Origin of the sequence: Streptococcus sp. 2018WUSS126, from assembly GCF_044427425.1 — a bacterium.
GTDB classification, from domain to species: Bacteria; Bacillota; Bacilli; order Lactobacillales; family Streptococcaceae; genus Streptococcus; species Streptococcus hashimotonensis.
In genome coordinates this window covers 1-17118 of record NZ_JAOTGB010000006.1, presented here as the reverse complement: position 1 = coordinate 17118, position 17118 = coordinate 1, and the positions used below count along the sequence as shown (strand labels likewise).

The following is a 17118-nucleotide window of genomic DNA, read 5'->3' as shown; positions in this document are numbered from 1 at the left end:
TGCTACAGTCAAATGACTGTCATACAGACTATGTTAAGTCTGTAAAGGAATATGGTAGTAATTCCCCGACTGTCGTCTCGACTGTCGATTTATCTTTAGCGACCAAGGTCACTTTTAAATCCTTATCAAAAAATTCTGCCATAACTTGGCGACAAGCTCCACAAGGAGATATTGGTTTTTCTGTTTTACCATAAATTACGATTTCAGAAAAATCTTTCACACCTTCAGAAATAGCCTTGAAAATAGCTGTCCTTTCAGCGCAATTGGTCAAACCAAAACTTGCATTTTCAATGTTTACACCTGTAAATATTTCCCCAGTCTTAGCTACAAGAACTGCACTAACTGGAAACTTTGAGTACGGTACGTATGCTTTTTGACTGTTTTTTACAGCTAATTCAATTAAATCAATAGTCTCCATCCGCCTGTGCTCCATTCATGATTGCCACGCCTGATGACGCACCAATACGAGACGCTCCTGCTTCGATAAAAGCAATAGCATCTTCATACGAACGTGCACCACCAGAAGCCTTCACTCCCATGTCAGGACCTACTGTTTTTCTCATCAAGGCAACATCCGCTACTGTAGCACCACCTGTAGAAAATCCTGTAGATGTTTTAACATAGTCCGCACCAGCTTCTTGAGATAATTGACAAGCCTTCACTTTCTCATCGTCAGTAAGGAGACATGCTTCGATGATAACTTTGACTAGTTTATCACCACTTGCTTCTACAACAGCTTTAATATCCTCCAAAACCAAATCGTAATTTCCAGTTTTCAGAGCACCGATATTGATAACCATATCAATCTCATCTGCTCCATTTGAAATTGCGTCTTTTGTTTCGAATGCTTTTACAGCAGGTGTGTTTGCTCCGAGAGGGAAACCAATAACCGTACAAACTTTTACATCACTATCTTTCAAGCTTTCAGCTGCTAAAGCAACCCAAGTTGGGTTAACACAGACACTTGCAAAATCATATTCTTTTGCTTCTGCTAAAATTTTTTCAACCTGCTCTTGTGTTGTCTCAGGTTTCAAGATTGTGTGGTCAATATATTTATTTAATTTCATAGCTTTCTCCGTACATTAAGAAATAATTTCGATGATTTCTTTCGTTTTTACACTTTCTTTATCTATTTTAACATTTTTTTGGAAATTTGTAAGCATGTTTTCCGAAATATTTTCATTGGCATAAATCGTTGCGATTTGTTCGCCTTTAGAAACAGCTTCCCCCACTTTCTTATGGAAAACAATACCTGTTTCATAATCTAAATTGTCAGTCTTGACTGCACGACCTGCACCAAGTTTCATTGCAAAGAGACCAAATTCCAAAGCAGGAAGCCCCACAATATAGCCATCCTCTTCCGCAAGAACTGGAACTTGCTGTGTAACCTGAACTGGGCGATATAAATCTTCTAAGTCACCACCTTGAGCACGGACCATCTCTTCAAATTTCTTCAATGCTGCACCATTGTCAATATGCTGGCGTACTTCTTCAATGCTTTTCTCAACATTAGCAAGCCCCAACATAATTTGGGCTAGTTCACAGATAAATTCGGTAACATCTTCTCGACCTTTACCCTGTAAAATTTCAATAGCCTCTAAAATTTCCAAACGATTTCCAATCGAAGTTCCAACTGGTTGAGACATGTCAGTCAAAACTGCAACTGTCTTACGCCCAACCGCCTTCCCAAGATCCACCATGGTTTGAGCTAGAACCCGTGCTTCTTCAACGGTCTTCATGAAGGCGCCTTCTCCCACTGTTACATCTAGAAGAATCGCATCCGCACCTGCGGCAATTTTCTTAGACATTACCGAGCTGGCAATCAGCGGAATAATGTCAACGGTTGCTGTCACGTCACGAAGGGCATAGAGTAGTTTATCAGCTTTGACAAGATTATCTGACTGACCAATAACCGCAACACCAGTATCTTGAACTTGCTTGATGAAATCTGCTTGGCTAACTTCAATCTGGTATCCTTTGATTGACTCTAACTTATCCAAGGTTCCACCAGTATGACCAAGCCCACGACCGCTCATCTTTGCAACTGGAATATCAAAACTTGCTACCAATGGCGCTAAGATGAGTGTAACCTTATCTCCGACACCACCTGTAGAATGCTTATCTACCTTGATGCCTGGAATTGCAGACAAATCAATCTGTTCACCCGTTGCAACCATGGACATTGTCAAATCAGAAATCTCACGTGTTGACATCCCTTTAAAATAAATCGCCATCGCCAAGGCTGACATTTGATAATCCGGTACTGTCCCAGCTACATATCCATCAATCAACCATTTGATTTCTTCAGACGATAGTTCTAAGCCATCACGCTTTTTTTGAATTAAATCAACTGCTCTCATTCTTTCACACTTTCAAGGATGTAGTAACCCTTATCTTTCTTTATAATCTGGCAGTTGCCGAACACCTCTTCCATCTTAGCTTTGGCACTCGGAGCACCTTGTTTCTTTTGAATGACAATGGACAAGGTTCCGTGTGCCTCTAAGCGTTGAAAGGCCCCAGCAATTACTTCATGTACAACCGATTTTCCGGCCCGAATAGGTGGATTTGAAACAATATGATTGAATGTTTCGTCCACGTTTTCGTAGATATTGGATTGATAAATTTTAGCGATAACACCATTCCTCTCTGCATTTTTTGTAGCTAAATCCAAAGCTCTGCTATTAATATCAATCAGCGTTGTCTTGGTGCTAAACACCTTAGCAAGTGTCAAACCAATTGGTCCATAACCACAGCCAACATCCAACACCGATGCCCCTTTTTCAAAATAAAGGGTTTTTAAAAGCACTTGACTACCATAATCAACCATCTTCTTGCTAAAAACACCTGCATCTGTCATGAAAGACATTGGGGTGTCTAGTAAGTTTACGTGGATTTCATGAATATCATGTGCTATTGTAGGATTTTTTTCGTAATACATATTGGACATGTACTTATTATAACATTTCCTAAAAACGTTTTCAAGAGTTTTTCTTACATGAAAAATATGATAAAATGAAATCGATATTGAAACGCTTACCTATAGGAAGAATTATGTATGAAAAATGAATTTTTAAATTTTGAACAAATTGACCGAGCCACTTGGCAACAACTACATCGTAAGACTACCATTCCACTTAGTCAAAGCGAACTAAATTCTATTAAAAGTTTTAACGACCGCATCCAATTACATGAGGTTTCTGACATCTATCTTCCTTTGGTTAATCTTATCCATATCTATCGGAAAGCACGCAAAGACCTAAATTTTTCGAAGAGTTTATTTCTACAAAAAACTATCAAGCCACAACCATTTATCATTGGCGTTTCTGGAAGTGTTGCTGTCGGCAAATCAACAACTAGTAGATTGCTGCAAATTCTTATCGCTCGGACATTTAAACACGCCAAGGTTGAATTAGTGACAACGGATGGATTTCTCCATCCAAATGCGGTTTTAGAAGAACGGCAACTGTTAAATAAAAAGGGGTTTCCTGAGTCCTATGACATGGAGAAATTGATTGATTTCCTTGATAAGATAAAAAACGGCTACGACTGCCAAATCCCTGTCTATTCACATGAAATCTATGATATTGTCCCCAACAAAACTCAGGAGATTAAGTCTCCAGATTTCTTGATTGTTGAAGGAATCAATGTATTTCAAAATCCACAAAACCAGCGCCTCTATGTCAGTGACTATTTTGACCTATCTATATACGTTGACGCTGATGTGGAACATATTGAAACCTGGTACTTGGAGCGATTCCAAAAATTATTGACATTGGCAAAAAATGACCCTAACAACTATTACCATCGTTTTACCCAGATGACGTACCCTGAGATTCTATCTATTGCCCAGAATACTTGGAAAAACATTAATCTAGCTAACTTAGAAAAATTCATTGAACCAACCAGAAACCGTGCTGATATTATTCTTCATAAGGCCGAAAACCATGAGATTGATAAAATTTATCTAAAAAAATAAATTTCACTTGTCAAAAATACTCTTTTCAGATATAATGGTATAGTTAGTACAAGAAAGGGTGGAGGTGAAACCATTGGCAAACATTAAGTCAGCTATCAAACGCGCTGAATTGAACGTTAAACAAAACGAGAAAAACTCAGCACAAAAATCAGCTATGCGTACTGCAATCAAAGCATTTGAAGCTAACCCATCTGAAGAGCTTTTCCGTGCTGCTAGTTCAGCAATCGATAAAGCAGAAACTAAAGGTTTGATTCACAAAAACAAAGCAAGCCGCGATAAAGCACGTCTTGCATCAAAACTTGCTTAATTAAAAAAGAAACCTTTGGGTTTCCTTTTTTTTTTATTTTTTCCATCATAAGGAGGCGGGACAAAGTGGATTAGTTTTTCCCTCGATGAATAACATCATTAACTCGTCAACCACAAAGCCCTCACTAAGATTATACACCTAGTGAGGGCTTTGTGTTCGTTTTCATTATTCTGTGGGTGAAGGCGGAGCCATCATGGATGTCTTTCTCGCTCCCTATTTTTTTTATTATTAGGGAAGAACACGTTCCTTAAGATTCAAACTAATTCGTTAGAACCAATCTGCCAGTTCAAATGTATAGGTTTGATCATTATAATAGTACTGATACTCTCCTACATCGCCCAAAGCCTGAAAAATAGCATTATTTTCAGTAGAGGCCAATGTAATCATTTGTTGCATTGCTTCTGCTGTTCCGAATTGCAAGACCACTTTATCCGTACCTTGTAGTCGCTGATCAGTGATAGACTGTAAAATTGCTGCTTCATCAAAGCTTGTGAAATAGACTCCCTTTTGAACATAGTAATTCAATGAATTATCTGTGCACTTTGGATAGGTCAATGCTCTAGGTTCGTAATATTGTTCTTCTCCCCAGTAGTCGAGGAGGTCGGTATCAGCAATTCTACTTCTCTCTAAGATTTCATCAGGCACACATAGATAATCGTATGAAATATCTGTATGCGCTTCTCCACTTATAGCTTGATCAAAAACTGGGTCTCCCCAAGTCGTATCAACACCATAGTATTGTCCATTTATCTTGACTAGATTCCAAGCATGCCCAAACTCACCGTTTTGCCCATTTTTTGCAATCCCTGTGACGTAGATACAATCAATGCCTGCTTTTTTACATAGATATTGGAAGGTGCGACTATAGCCGGCACAAACCGATTTCTTATCTAATAGCACGCTGGTAATTCCTTGACTTCTCCACGTGACAGATTTGGTCTGCAGGGCTTCAAGGTCGTAATCCGTTTGCTTTATAATCACCTCGTAAAAATATTTAACCTTCTCATAGTCCGATCCTTTTGGTGTCTGAGCAAGTATCTTACTCACTTCATCTTCTATTTTATTTTGTGTCGGAGATAAATCACTCGGATACACCGGCTCTTCTAAATCCAATATATCAATTCCACCAGCCATTGCTGCTTCATCTGTTAGCCAGTAAAATTCTGGATAATCATGGGCGACAGAAAAATAGACGCGCGAATATATTTCATCATTAACAGAATCAATATCAATCACTTGCATCCGCTTGCTGAGTCCATTAACAAATTGGAGATAGACATGACGTTCTTTATCAGTATCCAATTGTTGGTAGTAAAAATTTCCTTGAACCTCTTCTTTTAATGCTGTTAATTCTGCTTCTAGTTGCTTTTTTTCTTTAGAAAATTCAATTTTAGCTGCTTCCAAACGTTCACTTAAATTTTTCCCTCCACCTGAACAAGCAGAAAGGACTGTCGCCGATAATAATATTGTTAAAATGCCACGAGAAACTTTCCTCATATTTACCTCCATTCTTGTTTAAGTATAACATAATTAGGAGGCATCTGACAAACTACACAAAACAAAAAGGGAGTGGAAAGAATTCAATAGATCGAAAAGAGTTCCCTCACTTCTAAACATTTAGGTTCGATTTTCTATGGTCACTTTCTTATTTTTAGGTGACCAGCTGAAACAGTTCCCCGAACTGTTTCACTCCACTGGACTATTTTGACATAAACTTCGTTTGTTTTATTTCCTCACTCAAACAGTCACTACTCTGACTGTTTGACCTCCCACCCCCGTATAGCTCCAAAGGTTCCCCGAACCTTTGGAGGCTGGAGATAGAGCGAACAGAGTTCGCTACAAAACTATCTGGGAGACAGTTGGATGTTGGAAATAGAGCGAACTTTGAGAAGAAAGGCTGGACTTTTTACCCAGCCTCTAATCTTGATGAATGGTTAGTTATTTGGGTAAACGTACCTCAAAAATAGTTCCTTTCGGTTGGTTATCTCTCACAGAAATCTCACCATCTAAATTCTTAATAATTTGTTGAGCTAAAGATAAACCTAAACCAAATCCACCTTTTTGACGTGTTCTAGCCTTGTCAACTCGGTAAAAGCGATCAAAGATTTTCTTTTTATCGGCATCGCTGATTCCCAAACCATTGTCAATAACTGTAAAACAAACTAATTTGTCCTTGATATTAGCTGCTATTTGAATTGTCCCATCATCATCGGTATACTTCATAGCGTTGTCAAACAAAATGGTGAGCAACTGTTTAATCAAAACCTTGTCTGTTCGAATTGGCTGATGAATCAAATTATTAACTGTTAGAGTTTTTCCATTTTCTTCGGCAATCATAAGGTAATTAGCAAAGATTTCATCAAAATAGTTGGGTTGGACATCGATCATATCGACTTTTAAGCCATCATCACGACGAGCTAAATTAAGTAAATTTGTTGTCAATAGTCGCATATTTCGCACTTCTTCCAAACTAGATCCGATACTTTCACTACTTTCCAAAATAGTTGTCTCGGGATGACGAAATAGACTTTCCAGGCGATTTTGAAGAACTGCCAACGGTGTGCGTAACTCATGACTAGCATTTTCAACGAAGTCTTTTTGTTTTTGATAACTGATTAAGATTGGACGCATGCTAAGATTCGATAGGTAAATACTTGCTAGTATAGAAATCAACCAAGCTGATACCATAACAATAGCAACTGTCGATTCATAGCTCTCAATGGAAGATTTAATTTGGCTGACATTCACCAAAATTGTCGCATATTTTATATCATAGGACGAATAATAACCTAGTTCATCTGTAGCCAGCCCAATCGTTATATAGCGATAATCTTCAGACATACCAAAACTTGATTCAACCGTAGTTTCCTTAATTTCACCCAATTTTTCCTTGTCTAATGATAGGTCGGCCAAACCAGTAAAAGTATCTGGATTAATCATCTCTCCGCTTTTACTATAGAGTAAAACATGAGTATTGGCACCTAATCTCAGCTGATCTCCAGCTCTAGTATTTTTTTGATTTTTAGGAACAGACATGCTATCTGAACTAGAGCTCGTAGTTTCTTCACCAGTTGGACTATCTTGAAGGATAAATACAGAATTGGGCTCATAGGTTCTTGCGATTGCAAAACCAACAGCCAGCGCTGGTTCTTTCTTAATGCGTTTCAAGGTGTTATCTGAATTTTGGTACATAGTTGAACGCATTAATTGAAAAATGATGGCTGTCATTAAACCAAAAATCAGAGTAAATACTGCAAAATAACGGATAAAGAAAGAAAATTTATCCGTGTACATTAATTTTTTAAATCGCTTAGGCATTTTTTAGAATGTATCCGACACTACGCAGGGTTTGAAGATTTTCCCCAAAAGTCGTTCCTTTCAACTTTTTCCTAATTTTAGAAACATATACTTCTACTACTGAAATTGTAGTATCACTGTCAAAGCCCCAAATACGGTCAAAAATTTGTGTTTTTGGCAAAATAACATTTTGGTTTTGCAAGAAATAAACTAGTAGGTCAAATTCTTTTCCTAGCAGTTCAACTTCTTCGCCATTTACCATCGTCATATTTGTAGATAGGTCAACTGTCACATCTCCAAAGGTTAGTGTATTTTCATTAAACTTGCCCGCTCGTTTTAATAGAGCTTGAATTCGCATCTTCAATTCTTCTAAATAAAACGGTTTTGTCAAGTAGTCATCAGCTCCCAATTCAAAACCATGGCCTTTATCCTCTAGACTTTCCTTGGCTGTGGTAATCAGAACTGGTGTCGTAACCCCCTTTTCACGTAACTCTTTCAAGACTTGAAAGCCATCTTTGTCAGGCAACATCAAATCCAAAAGAATCAAATCATAAACGCCTGTTTCCGCCTCATAAACGCCCTCCTCACCATCAAAAACCTGCATAACATCTGCAAAATCATCTAAGAAATCGAAAACAGAATTTGATAGACTTAAATCATCTTCCACTAACAATATTTTAATCATCATACACTTCCTTACATTTCGGTTTAATAAATAAACCAAAGACCTGGGACAGGTCACGGTCTTTAAGAGAAATGGTTAGATAAAGTACTACTATGACCATCTGAAAAATGAATGATAAGGTAGTCTTTATCTAACTATTTATTGATACGAGTTCATTATATCATGGAATAAGTAAAAATCGAAATCTCAATATTTATTGATTAGAAGAACTACTATCTCCTGAAATTTGAGATTTAATTTCTTGATTCCTCTTTTTTAAAGCATTCACTTCATCAGAAGAAGTACTCGAGTTTGACTGGGTTGCTCCACTTGTCGCATCAGGAGGAGTTGTACCTTGTCCAGATGGCATGCCTTGTGTAGGAACTCCTTGACCTGGTGGCATACCTTGAGGTGCTCCACCCTGTCCTGGTGGCATACCTTGGGTATTCGCAGATGCGGCTACCTGTCCATTCGTTGCTGCAGAATTATTTTGCGCCAAACTTGCCTGACTTTGTGTTGAAACTCCTGCTGAGCTTTTAGAAATACTCATTCCCCCTGCAAAGCCCAAGGTAGCAGCTGAAATAGCAACAGCAGCTAGTACTGTTTTTGACTGTGACTTAAATTGATTAATAAATGACATGAAATTCCCCTTTTCAATAGAATATTATCAGAATGAGACCCGTTAAATAACTCCTCTTTACCTGATGATAATAGTATAGTATTGAAAACTTAAAACAAGCTAAAGAAATTCAGCATTTTTTATAAAAGTCCATTACACAAAAAGAAGCCCTCTCGGACTTCTGAATTACAACTCTGTAATATCACCTGTGCGTAGATAAACAACCCACTCACAAATATTTTTAGCATAATCACCGACACGTTCCAAGTAGGTTAAAACTTGGTAATAGTCGCGACCAGCAACCAAGGATTCTGGATTCTTCTTGATTTCTTCCGTTGTCAATTCTTGGATACTTGAATAAAACTCATTAACAACCTCATCACGAGCAGCTACTTCATATGCGACTTCCATATCCGCATCACCAAGATAAAGCTCCAAAGTTTCTTCAACAAGTTTTCGAACTTCGCGCCCCATCTTCTTCACTTCATCTTCAACTACTGGAATACGGACTTCACCTTTCATACGAATAGCAGCTTTTGCGATCGAAACTGCGTGGTCTCCCATACGTTCTAAGTCACTTGTTGCTTTCAAGACAGTGATTACTCGACGTAAATCTGTAGAAACTGGTTGTTGCAAAGCAATAATCTCTAAAGATTTCTTTTCGAGTTTAATTTCAAAATCATTGATTTTTTTATCGGCTTCGATCACTTCTTTAGCCAATTCACGATCATGAGTTGTAAAGGCACGAACAGCATTATTAATTTGAGCCAAAACTTCATTTCCCATCGCGTAAAATTGATTGTGAAGTTTTCCTAATTCTTCTTCAAACTGCGCTCTTAACATATAAACCTCTTTTCTTTTTAACAGGCCTAACCAAACTTACCTGTAATATAATCGTCTGTCTCTTTGTTTGCAGGGTTCATGAACATTTCTTTTGTCAAATTGTATTCTATCAAATCGCCATCAAGGAAGAAACCTGTTCGATCTGAAATACGTGATGCCTGTTGCATAGAACGTGTTACTAGCACCATTGTATACTTATCTTTCAGACCATAAAGTGTGTCCTCAATTTTACCAGCCGAGATTGGGTCAAGGGCTGAAGTTGGCTCATCCAACAAAATAATTTTTGGGCTTGTCGCCAATACGCGGGCCACACATACACGTTGCTGCTGACCACCTGAAAGTCCAACTGCCGAGTCATGCAAGCGATCTTTCACTTCATTCCAAATAGAAGCACCAATCAAGGAACGCTCAACTGCTTCGTCCAAGACCTGCTTGTCCTTGATACCGTTAATACGTAAACCATAAACGACATTCTCGTAGATAGACATAGGGAATGGGTTTGGTTGTTGGAAGACCATACCGATTTCCTTACGAAGATCAACAGTATCCGTACGAGGACTGTATATGTTTTTTCCGTTGTAATCAATCGCACCTGTCAATGTTACCTCTGGGTTTAAATCTCCCATACGGTTAATAGAACGCAAGAGGGTTGACTTACCAGAACCAGATGGTCCAATCAAAGCAGTAATTTCATTTGGATAGAAATCGATTGACACATTATTCAAGGCTTTTTTCTTGTTATAGTAAACAGACAAATCTTTTACTTGTAAAATAGGTGATGTCATTTGTTCCCTTTCTATCCAAAATGTCCTGAAACGTAGTCACTAGTTGACTTGAGTTTTGCATTCTGGAAGACGTTTGCTGTCTTATCATATTCAATCAAGTCACCCAGATAGAAGAAAGCTGTGTAATCACTTGCACGAGCTGCTTGTTGCATATTGTGCGTAACAATGATAATGGTGTAGTCCTTCTTCAATTCAAACATAGTTTCTTCTAACTGCATAGTCGCAATCGGGTCCAAGGCTGATGCAGGCTCATCCATAAGCAAGATTTGTGGTTTTACAGAGATAGCTCGTGCAATACACAAACGCTGTTGCTGTCCACCTGATAAGGTAAAGGCTGACTTGTGCAAGTCATCTTTTACCTGATCCCAAAGGGCTGCTTGTTTCAGAGAAGTTTCAACAATCTCATCCAAAACCTGCTTATCTTTCACGCCTGCACGTTCATGTGCAAATGTGATGTTACGATAAATAGATTTTGCAAATGGGTTGGGACGTTGGAATACCATTCCGATATGCTTACGAATTTCGTAAACGTTCATATCTGGTCTATTGATGTCGATTCCTTCATAAAGAATTTGACCGGTTACCTTAGCAATATCAATAGTATCATTCATACGATTAAGACTGCGAAGATAGGTTGATTTCCCACACCCTGATGGTCCAATCAAGGCTGTAATTTTATTTTTTTCGAACTGCATATCAATGCCCTTGATCGCTTCATTTTTACCATAGTAAACATGAACATCTTTTGTCGAAAGGGCGATATTCTCCTCTGGAAAAGTAATGATATGGCGTTCATTCCAGTTGTAATCTGCCATTTTTTCTCCTTATAAGTCAGACTTCTAGGCTGCTGAAGTCATTTTCGCATGAAGTTTCTTACCGATATATCGTGCAGAAAGGTTGAAAATCAAGATGAAAACCAAGAGGATTGCTGCTGAACCAGCAGAAACTTGGGTTGCATCTGGGATTGTACCTTCGCTGTTTACCTTCCAGATATGAACCGCAAGGGTTTCTGATTGACGGAAGATAGAAATCGGACTAGTAACACTCAATGGATTCCAGTTTGACCAGTCAAGAGCTGGAGCTGACTGACCAGCCGTGTAGATAAGAGCTGCTGCCTCACCGAAGATACGACCAGATGCCAAGACGATACCTGTTACAATCCCTGGAAGTGCTTCTGGAATAACAACATGGAGAACAGTTTCCCAACGTGATAGACCAAGAGCCAATCCTGCTTCACGTTGCGTATGGTGAACGTGACGAAGGCTGTCCTCTACGTTACGCGTCATCTGTGGCAAGTTGAAGACTGTAAGAGCCAAGGCACCTGATAAAATAGAAAAACCGTACTCAAACTGAACAACGAAAATCAAGTAACCAAACAAACCAACGACAACGGACGGTAGGGATGACAAAATCTCAATACAGGTACGGATAAAGTTAGTCAATGGACCTTTTTTAGCATATTCAGCCAAATAAATACCTGCACCGGTTGACAAGGGAACAGAAATTAAGAGCGTTACAACCAATAGGAAGAATGAGTTGTAGAGCTGAATTCCAATACCACCACCTGCTTTGTAAGATGAAGATTTACTTGTCAAAAAATCCCAGCTTACATGTGGCAGACCACGTAGCAAGATGTAAAGAATCAGTGACGTCAAGATAACGACAATCACACCAGCGATTGAGTAAAGAATACCAGTCGCCAATTTATCAAATTTTTTAGCGTGCATAGTTTTTCTTACCCTCTCTCGTAATAAATTTCATAATCATGTTAAAGATAAGGCTCATCAAGAGCAAGACTAGGGCCAAGGACCATAGGACGTTGTTCTGAACAGTTCCCATAACCGTATTACCGATACCCATTGTCAAAACAGAAGTCAACGTCGCTGCTGGCGTTGTCAAGGAAGTCGGGATAACCGCAGAGTTCCCCACTACCATCTGAATAGCCAAGGCTTCACCAAAGGCACGCGCCATACCAAAGATAACGGCCGTAAAAATACCTGGCTTAGCTGCGTTCAAGATAACACGCCAAATCGTCTGCCAGCGAGTGGCTCCCATAGCCAAACTTGCTTCGCGGTAGTGACGAGGTACTGCACGTAAACTGTCAACCGTCATAAAGGTTACTGTTGGCAAAATCATAACGAAAAGTACAAATACACCCGACAAGATACCGAAACCTGTTCCACCGAAGATTGAACGTACAAATGGCACAACCACTTGCAAACCAATGAAACCATATACAACCGATGGAATACCAACCAAAAGTTCGATAACAGGTTGTAAGATTTTTGCACCACGTTTTGGTGATATTTCTGTCATGAAGACTGCTGCACCGATTGCAATAGGGGTCGCAACAACAGCTGACAGAATCGTAACAATGAAAGAACCTGAAATCATTGGCAGGGCACCAAATATTTTCGAGCTTGGTTCCCACTTGCTTCCAAATAAGAAATCAGTGATGCTCACACCGTCAACAAAGAACGTCGATAATCCACGCTGCGCAACGAAAATCAAAATCATTGCAACAATAAAGACAATCAATGATAGACAAAGGAATGTAATTACCTTACCAAACTTCTCTAATCGAGAATTTTTAGATGGAGACGATAACTCTTTTGCTAGTTGTTCGTTTTTCATGCTTACTCCTTCTCAGTCACCGTGCCATCAGCACTTTTCACAACTTTCATATCGTTGATAGAAATGTATCCCATACTTTCAACGATACCATTTTGAACTTCATCTGACATCATGTAATCTAAAAATTCTTCTGTCAAATCAGTCGCTTTTCCCATCGTATACATATGCTCATAGGACCAAATTGGCCAATCATTTGTTGCTACATTTTCAGCAGTTGGTTCAAAACCGTTTAACTTAATTGTTTTAACGGAATCATCTAGATAAGCAAATGATAGATAGGAAATTGCACCTGGTGTCTGAGCAACAATAGATTTTACCATACCGTTAGAATCTTGTTCTTGACTCTGAGTTGCGGTTTGTCCATCCATGATAACACTATCAAAGGTCGCACGTGAACCTGAACTAGCTGCACGGTTAATGATTGAAATTTCCAAATCCTTACCACCCAGTTCTTTCCAGTTGGTAATCTCACCAGTAAAAATTTTACGCAGATCTTCTGTAGTAATATCTTTAACCGATACTTGCTCATTTACAATAACGGCCAAACCAGCTACTGCTACTTGATGGTCAACAAGTTTACTTGCATCAATACCATCTTTTTCCTCAGCAAATACGTCAGAGTTACCAATTTGAACAGCTCCAGACTGAACTTGTGACAAGCCAGTACCTGATCCACCACCCTGAACATTGACGGATTTACCGATATTGACACTACCAAATTCATCTGCTGCTGCCTCAACAAGTGGTTGAAGCGCCGTCGAACCTACGGCTGTAATAGACTCTCCTCGATCGATCCAAGAAGAACAACCAGAAAGAGCCATACTACTCAAAAGAAACAAAGCTGCAATTCCAAGCTTCTGCTTTTTTTTCATTTCGTTTTTTCCTTTACATTTTTCAGTGGAATCTCCTAAAATTAACTCTGTATTTTACATAGAATTTACAAGATATTTCCACTCATCCACTATATCATATAAAAAGACAAGTTGCAAAAAAAATTTGCTGATTTATTTTAAAATCTCAACCCTTTTGGAAAGCCATTTTTAAGCGTTCCAGATACAATTTTTGCGAAACCAAGACCGTTCCCCTGGACTGCTACCTGATACCAGCCATTAGCTAGATCCTTGGACACAGCTATTGTATGTCCAGCAGTATAGGACGAGAATTCTTCTAAGCTGATTTCTACTCGATTTTTAACCTCCGAACTATGGAGTGCTAGACCTAAAGCAAAACTTGGTTCAAATCTTTTTTTCTTAAACGTCCCCAAGTGAAGGCCATTTCGAGCAATCTTTACTTTTGACAAATCAGGAAGGCCATGTGGCAGTAGATAGAGATTGTCGCCAAAAACCTGCAGTAAACCATCCAATTGAACCCTTAAATGCTTCTGTTCAAATTCTTTCCAGAGAGCTTGCTGTTCTCTATTCAAATTGGATTTTCCTGGTTTTAATTTTTTCTGACTGGCTTCTCCTAGAAATCTAAATTTGGCAACGAACTGACCTTCTCCTGCAAAATGGTGGGGATACATACGAGCAACTTCTGTATAACCGATTCCTTCTACCATTCCATTGATTTTAGGAATGTCTATAAGTTCCAAATCATATTGTTCTAAGAGCCAAGTCACTACTTCTTCATTTTCCTCTGGTGACCAAGTGCAAGTAGAATAAATCAATTGACCATCTGTAGCCAACATGTTCAAGGCCGATTCTAAAATCTCTCTTTGTAAGCTTGCACATTGTACTGGATAATGTTTGGACCAATATTGAATCGCATCGGGGTCTTTTCGAAACATCCCTTCACCTGAACAGGGAGCATCTAGGACAATCATATCGAAATATCCCGGAAAGACCTTTTCCAAGCGGTCTGCTGATTCATTTGTTACAACAACATTCCTCGCTCCGAAACGCTCAATATTTTCAGCCAAGATTTTTGCTCGTTTGTTGGAAATTTCATTACTAACCAAAAGCCCTGTATTTTCTAAGTATGAAAGCAAGTGAGTAGACTTTCCTCCTGGCGCTGCTGCCAAGTCCAACACTTTCATCCCTTTTCCCGGAGCTGCAATCTGACCGACAACCTGTGCAGCTGGCTCTTGTGAGTAGACTAAGCCAGTTACATGTTCTGGAGATTTCCCTGAGACCTTACCATAGTATGACCAAGTCATATTAGGGATTGGTTGCTCAAAATCCAATTGGCTTTCTTTAAGAGGATTTGTGCGAAATCCTGAGATTGGGTCTTGTTCGAAACTCTCAAAAAATGCTTGGGCTTCACTACCAAGCAAATGATTATATTTATCTATAAAATCCTGTGGCAATTGCATTAGAATATATACCCCTTCACTTCCTCAAGATGGGATTCTGATACTAGCATGACAAACTCTCGTTTATCATAGGCCAGACTCGGACCATCAAAACTTAACATGACTAAACCTAAAGAGGAACCAATAATACTGGCTGCTGCGTAGTCCCATGGACACAGATAAGAAGCATAGGCAAATAATCTTCCTTCCAGAACGTGGGCGAAACCAATTCCAGCACTTCCTACAGATCTTGTACCTAAACTTTGATTTGCTAATTCTGCCACTCCATGTGCATTGGCTGCATACAACTGTGCATTGATTCCTATCAAACTCTGGCGAAGAGGGCGCAGCTCTGGTTTCTTTAAGCGCTCTTGATTGCAATAAACAGGGAATGAATCTCCTCCATGGAAAAGTTTGTCTCGCATGACATCATAAATGATACCGAACTTTCCTACTCCATTTTCAAAATAGGCAATCATAATGGCAAAATCAGTTTTCTGAGCAATAAAATTTGTGGTGCCATCAATTGGATCAATAACCCAAACATTTCCCTTATGAATAGAAGAAACGTCTCCACCTTCCTCACCTAAAATCCTATCACCCTGATAGCGAGATTGAATCTGTTGAGTCAGCATTTCTTGAACTTGTTTATCAAGGTGCGTTACCAAGTCTGTAAAGTCACCTTTTTCTTCAATCTGAAGATCATCATGTAGATGCTGTCGGAGAAAATTTCCAGCTTCCAGGACAATCGTTTGGGCAAAGTGATACTTAGTTTCCAAAACGAATAACTCCTTTCCCCTTATCTTGAGCCGCCTTAACAACTCGATAGGTTGAATAGCCAGAAACTGCTTCAAAGTCACGATCAATTTGACGTTCCTGTCCCTTACTTTTAACAACATCTTTAAAGCTTTTATAACTAGCTAATATAGCTACCGCATCTGCTCCTTTTTCATAAGCCGCCTCCACCTGATTCAAAAAAGAAAGCACGGAGGAAATCTCCTCTGTGCTCCACGAAAAATCAAGTGGATATGAATAATTTTTGTTCATATCTTTTATCTTTCTTATCCTATTTCTGCTCTCAATGTAGCATTTTTTAGTTCTTGTTTGCGATACTTCCTCGGAAGAAATGCACGAATTTCATCTTCGTTAAAACCAATCTGCATCCGCTTCTCATCCAAAATAATCGGACGCCGTAAGAGACTCGGATAGGTTTCGATTAACCCAATAAGCTGCTTCACAGAAAGCTCATCAACATCAATATCTAGTTTCTGAAAAACTTTTGAACGGGTAGAAATCAAGTCATCTGTCCCATTTTCTGTCAATGCTAAAATGTTCTTTAATTCCTCAGCAGTTAGAGGGCTAGTCATAATATTGTGCTCAATAAAAGGGACTTCGTGACTTGTCAGCCAAGCACGAGCTTTACGACAACTGGTACAACTCGGTGACAAAAATAAAGTAATCATGTCTTCCATCCCCTCTAAAAACATTTTTCTTCTTACTTATTATACTCTAACTTAAAAGAGTTTTCAATAGTAAATCTAATCTCTTCCCTGTAATTCACCTAATTTTTCTAAAGAGTAAATTCCCAAAGTAAGTTCTAGTCTGTCTTAAAAACTGGAAACTAGAATGAGACAAAGAAATAAGGTAGAACTTACTATGGGACAAGTTGGTAATCGACAATGAAAAACAAACACTTAACTCTC

At 38.9% G+C, this 17118-nt stretch carries 20 protein-coding genes; 2 read left to right on the top strand and 18 right to left on the bottom strand.

Annotated elements, in window-relative coordinates; translation table 11 throughout:
- Nucleotides 1-28: 28 nt before the first annotated feature.
- The 4 genes from ODU34_RS03300 to ODU34_RS03285 are packed head-to-tail and all read right to left on the bottom strand — an operon-like array spanning nt 29 to nt 2947.
- A complete protein-coding gene (locus tag ODU34_RS03300; protein WP_024415456.1) occupies nt 29-418 on the bottom strand; it encodes a cytidine deaminase in 390 nt (129 codons plus the stop codon).
- Nucleotides 405-1067, bottom strand: a complete 663-nt coding sequence (gene deoC / locus ODU34_RS03295; RefSeq protein WP_024418109.1) for a deoxyribose-phosphate aldolase — start codon at nt 1065-1067, stop codon at nt 405-407. Before deoC ends, ODU34_RS03300 begins: the two co-directional genes overlap by 14 nt.
- A gap of 15 nt (nt 1068-1082) precedes the next feature.
- Nucleotides 1083-2360: a pyrimidine-nucleoside phosphorylase gene (locus ODU34_RS03290; RefSeq protein WP_012027066.1), complete on the bottom strand. Its 1278-nt coding sequence runs from the start codon at nt 2358-2360 to the stop codon at nt 1083-1085.
- Entirely contained in the window at nt 2357-2947 is a 591-nt protein-coding gene (locus ODU34_RS03285; RefSeq protein WP_024405804.1) for a class I SAM-dependent methyltransferase, read from the bottom strand. The genes ODU34_RS03290 and ODU34_RS03285 overlap by 4 nt, the downstream gene beginning before the upstream one ends.
- Before the next feature lie 108 nt (nt 2948-3055).
- On the opposite strand from ODU34_RS03285, the gene coaA reads away from it, so the two are divergent.
- Entirely contained in the window at nt 3056-3976 is a 921-nt protein-coding gene (gene coaA / locus ODU34_RS03280) for a type I pantothenate kinase (RefSeq protein WP_029172133.1), read from the top strand.
- 58 nt (nt 3977-4034) lie between these two features.
- On the top strand, nt 4035-4283 hold the full coding sequence (rpsT, locus tag ODU34_RS03275; RefSeq protein WP_012027069.1) for a 30S ribosomal protein S20: 249 nt from the start codon (nt 4035-4037) through the stop codon (nt 4281-4283).
- Nucleotides 4284-4550: 267 nt separating this feature from the next.
- Here the strand turns inward: rpsT and ODU34_RS03270 are convergent, their stop codons facing one another.
- From ODU34_RS03270 to ODU34_RS03205, 14 genes are all read right to left on the bottom strand, one after another.
- Nucleotides 4551-5780: a transglutaminase domain-containing protein gene (locus ODU34_RS03270; protein ID WP_053866986.1), complete on the bottom strand. Its 1230-nt coding sequence runs from the start codon at nt 5778-5780 to the stop codon at nt 4551-4553.
- A 441-nt stretch (nt 5781-6221) separates the two neighbouring features.
- Nucleotides 6222-7601, bottom strand: coding sequence for a cell wall metabolism sensor histidine kinase WalK (locus tag ODU34_RS03265; protein WP_105178521.1), 1380 nt, complete (start codon nt 7599-7601; stop codon nt 6222-6224).
- Entirely contained in the window at nt 7594-8265 is a 672-nt protein-coding gene (locus tag ODU34_RS03260) for a response regulator transcription factor (protein ID WP_024400692.1), read from the bottom strand. Before ODU34_RS03260 ends, ODU34_RS03265 begins: the two co-directional genes overlap by 8 nt.
- Nucleotides 8266-8458: 193 nt before the next feature.
- Nucleotides 8459-8884, bottom strand: a complete 426-nt coding sequence (locus ODU34_RS03255; RefSeq protein WP_105178520.1) for a hypothetical protein — start codon at nt 8882-8884, stop codon at nt 8459-8461.
- Nucleotides 8885-9049: 165 nt separating this feature from the next.
- On the bottom strand, nt 9050-9706 hold the full coding sequence (gene phoU / locus ODU34_RS03250; RefSeq protein ID WP_024413748.1) for a phosphate signaling complex protein PhoU: 657 nt from the start codon (nt 9704-9706) through the stop codon (nt 9050-9052).
- 26 nt (nt 9707-9732) lie between these two features.
- Entirely contained in the window at nt 9733-10491 is a 759-nt protein-coding gene (gene pstB / locus ODU34_RS03245) for a phosphate ABC transporter ATP-binding protein PstB (RefSeq protein WP_105178519.1), read from the bottom strand.
- 11 nt (nt 10492-10502) lie between these two features.
- Nucleotides 10503-11306 (bottom strand): phosphate ABC transporter ATP-binding protein PstB, encoded by an 804-nt coding sequence (pstB, locus tag ODU34_RS03240; RefSeq protein WP_002940866.1) that lies wholly within the window; start codon nt 11304-11306, stop codon nt 10503-10505.
- Between the two features lie 24 nt (nt 11307-11330).
- Nucleotides 11331-12218 carry a phosphate ABC transporter permease PstA gene (gene pstA, locus ODU34_RS03235; protein WP_014635996.1) on the bottom strand — a complete coding sequence of 296 codons (888 nt, stop codon included), beginning with the start codon at nt 12216-12218 and terminating at the stop codon, nt 11331-11333.
- Nucleotides 12208-13125 (bottom strand): phosphate ABC transporter permease subunit PstC, encoded by a 918-nt coding sequence (gene pstC / locus ODU34_RS03230; RefSeq protein WP_002937619.1) that lies wholly within the window; start codon nt 13123-13125, stop codon nt 12208-12210. The genes pstA and pstC overlap by 11 nt, the downstream gene beginning before the upstream one ends.
- Nucleotides 13126-13127: 2 nt before the next feature.
- On the bottom strand, nt 13128-13997 hold the full coding sequence (locus ODU34_RS03225; protein ID WP_002937620.1) for a phosphate ABC transporter substrate-binding protein PstS family protein: 870 nt from the start codon (nt 13995-13997) through the stop codon (nt 13128-13130).
- A 137-nt stretch (nt 13998-14134) separates the two neighbouring features.
- The gene (locus ODU34_RS03220; RefSeq protein ID WP_105178518.1) at nt 14135-15436 is read right to left on the bottom strand and encodes an RsmF rRNA methyltransferase first C-terminal domain-containing protein; all 1302 of its coding nucleotides are present in this window, start codon (nt 15434-15436) and stop codon (nt 14135-14137) included.
- Nucleotides 15436-16194 carry an inositol monophosphatase family protein gene (locus tag ODU34_RS03215; protein WP_105178517.1) on the bottom strand — a complete coding sequence of 253 codons (759 nt, stop codon included), beginning with the start codon at nt 16192-16194 and terminating at the stop codon, nt 15436-15438. Before ODU34_RS03215 ends, ODU34_RS03220 begins: the two co-directional genes overlap by 1 nt.
- Nucleotides 16184-16462 carry a UPF0223 family protein gene (locus tag ODU34_RS03210; RefSeq protein WP_024400697.1) on the bottom strand — a complete coding sequence of 93 codons (279 nt, stop codon included), beginning with the start codon at nt 16460-16462 and terminating at the stop codon, nt 16184-16186. Before ODU34_RS03210 ends, ODU34_RS03215 begins: the two co-directional genes overlap by 11 nt.
- Before the next feature lie 14 nt (nt 16463-16476).
- Nucleotides 16477-16878 (bottom strand): Spx/MgsR family RNA polymerase-binding regulatory protein, encoded by a 402-nt coding sequence (locus ODU34_RS03205; RefSeq protein ID WP_009909989.1) that lies wholly within the window; start codon nt 16876-16878, stop codon nt 16477-16479.
- Nucleotides 16879-17118 lie beyond the last annotated feature (240 nt).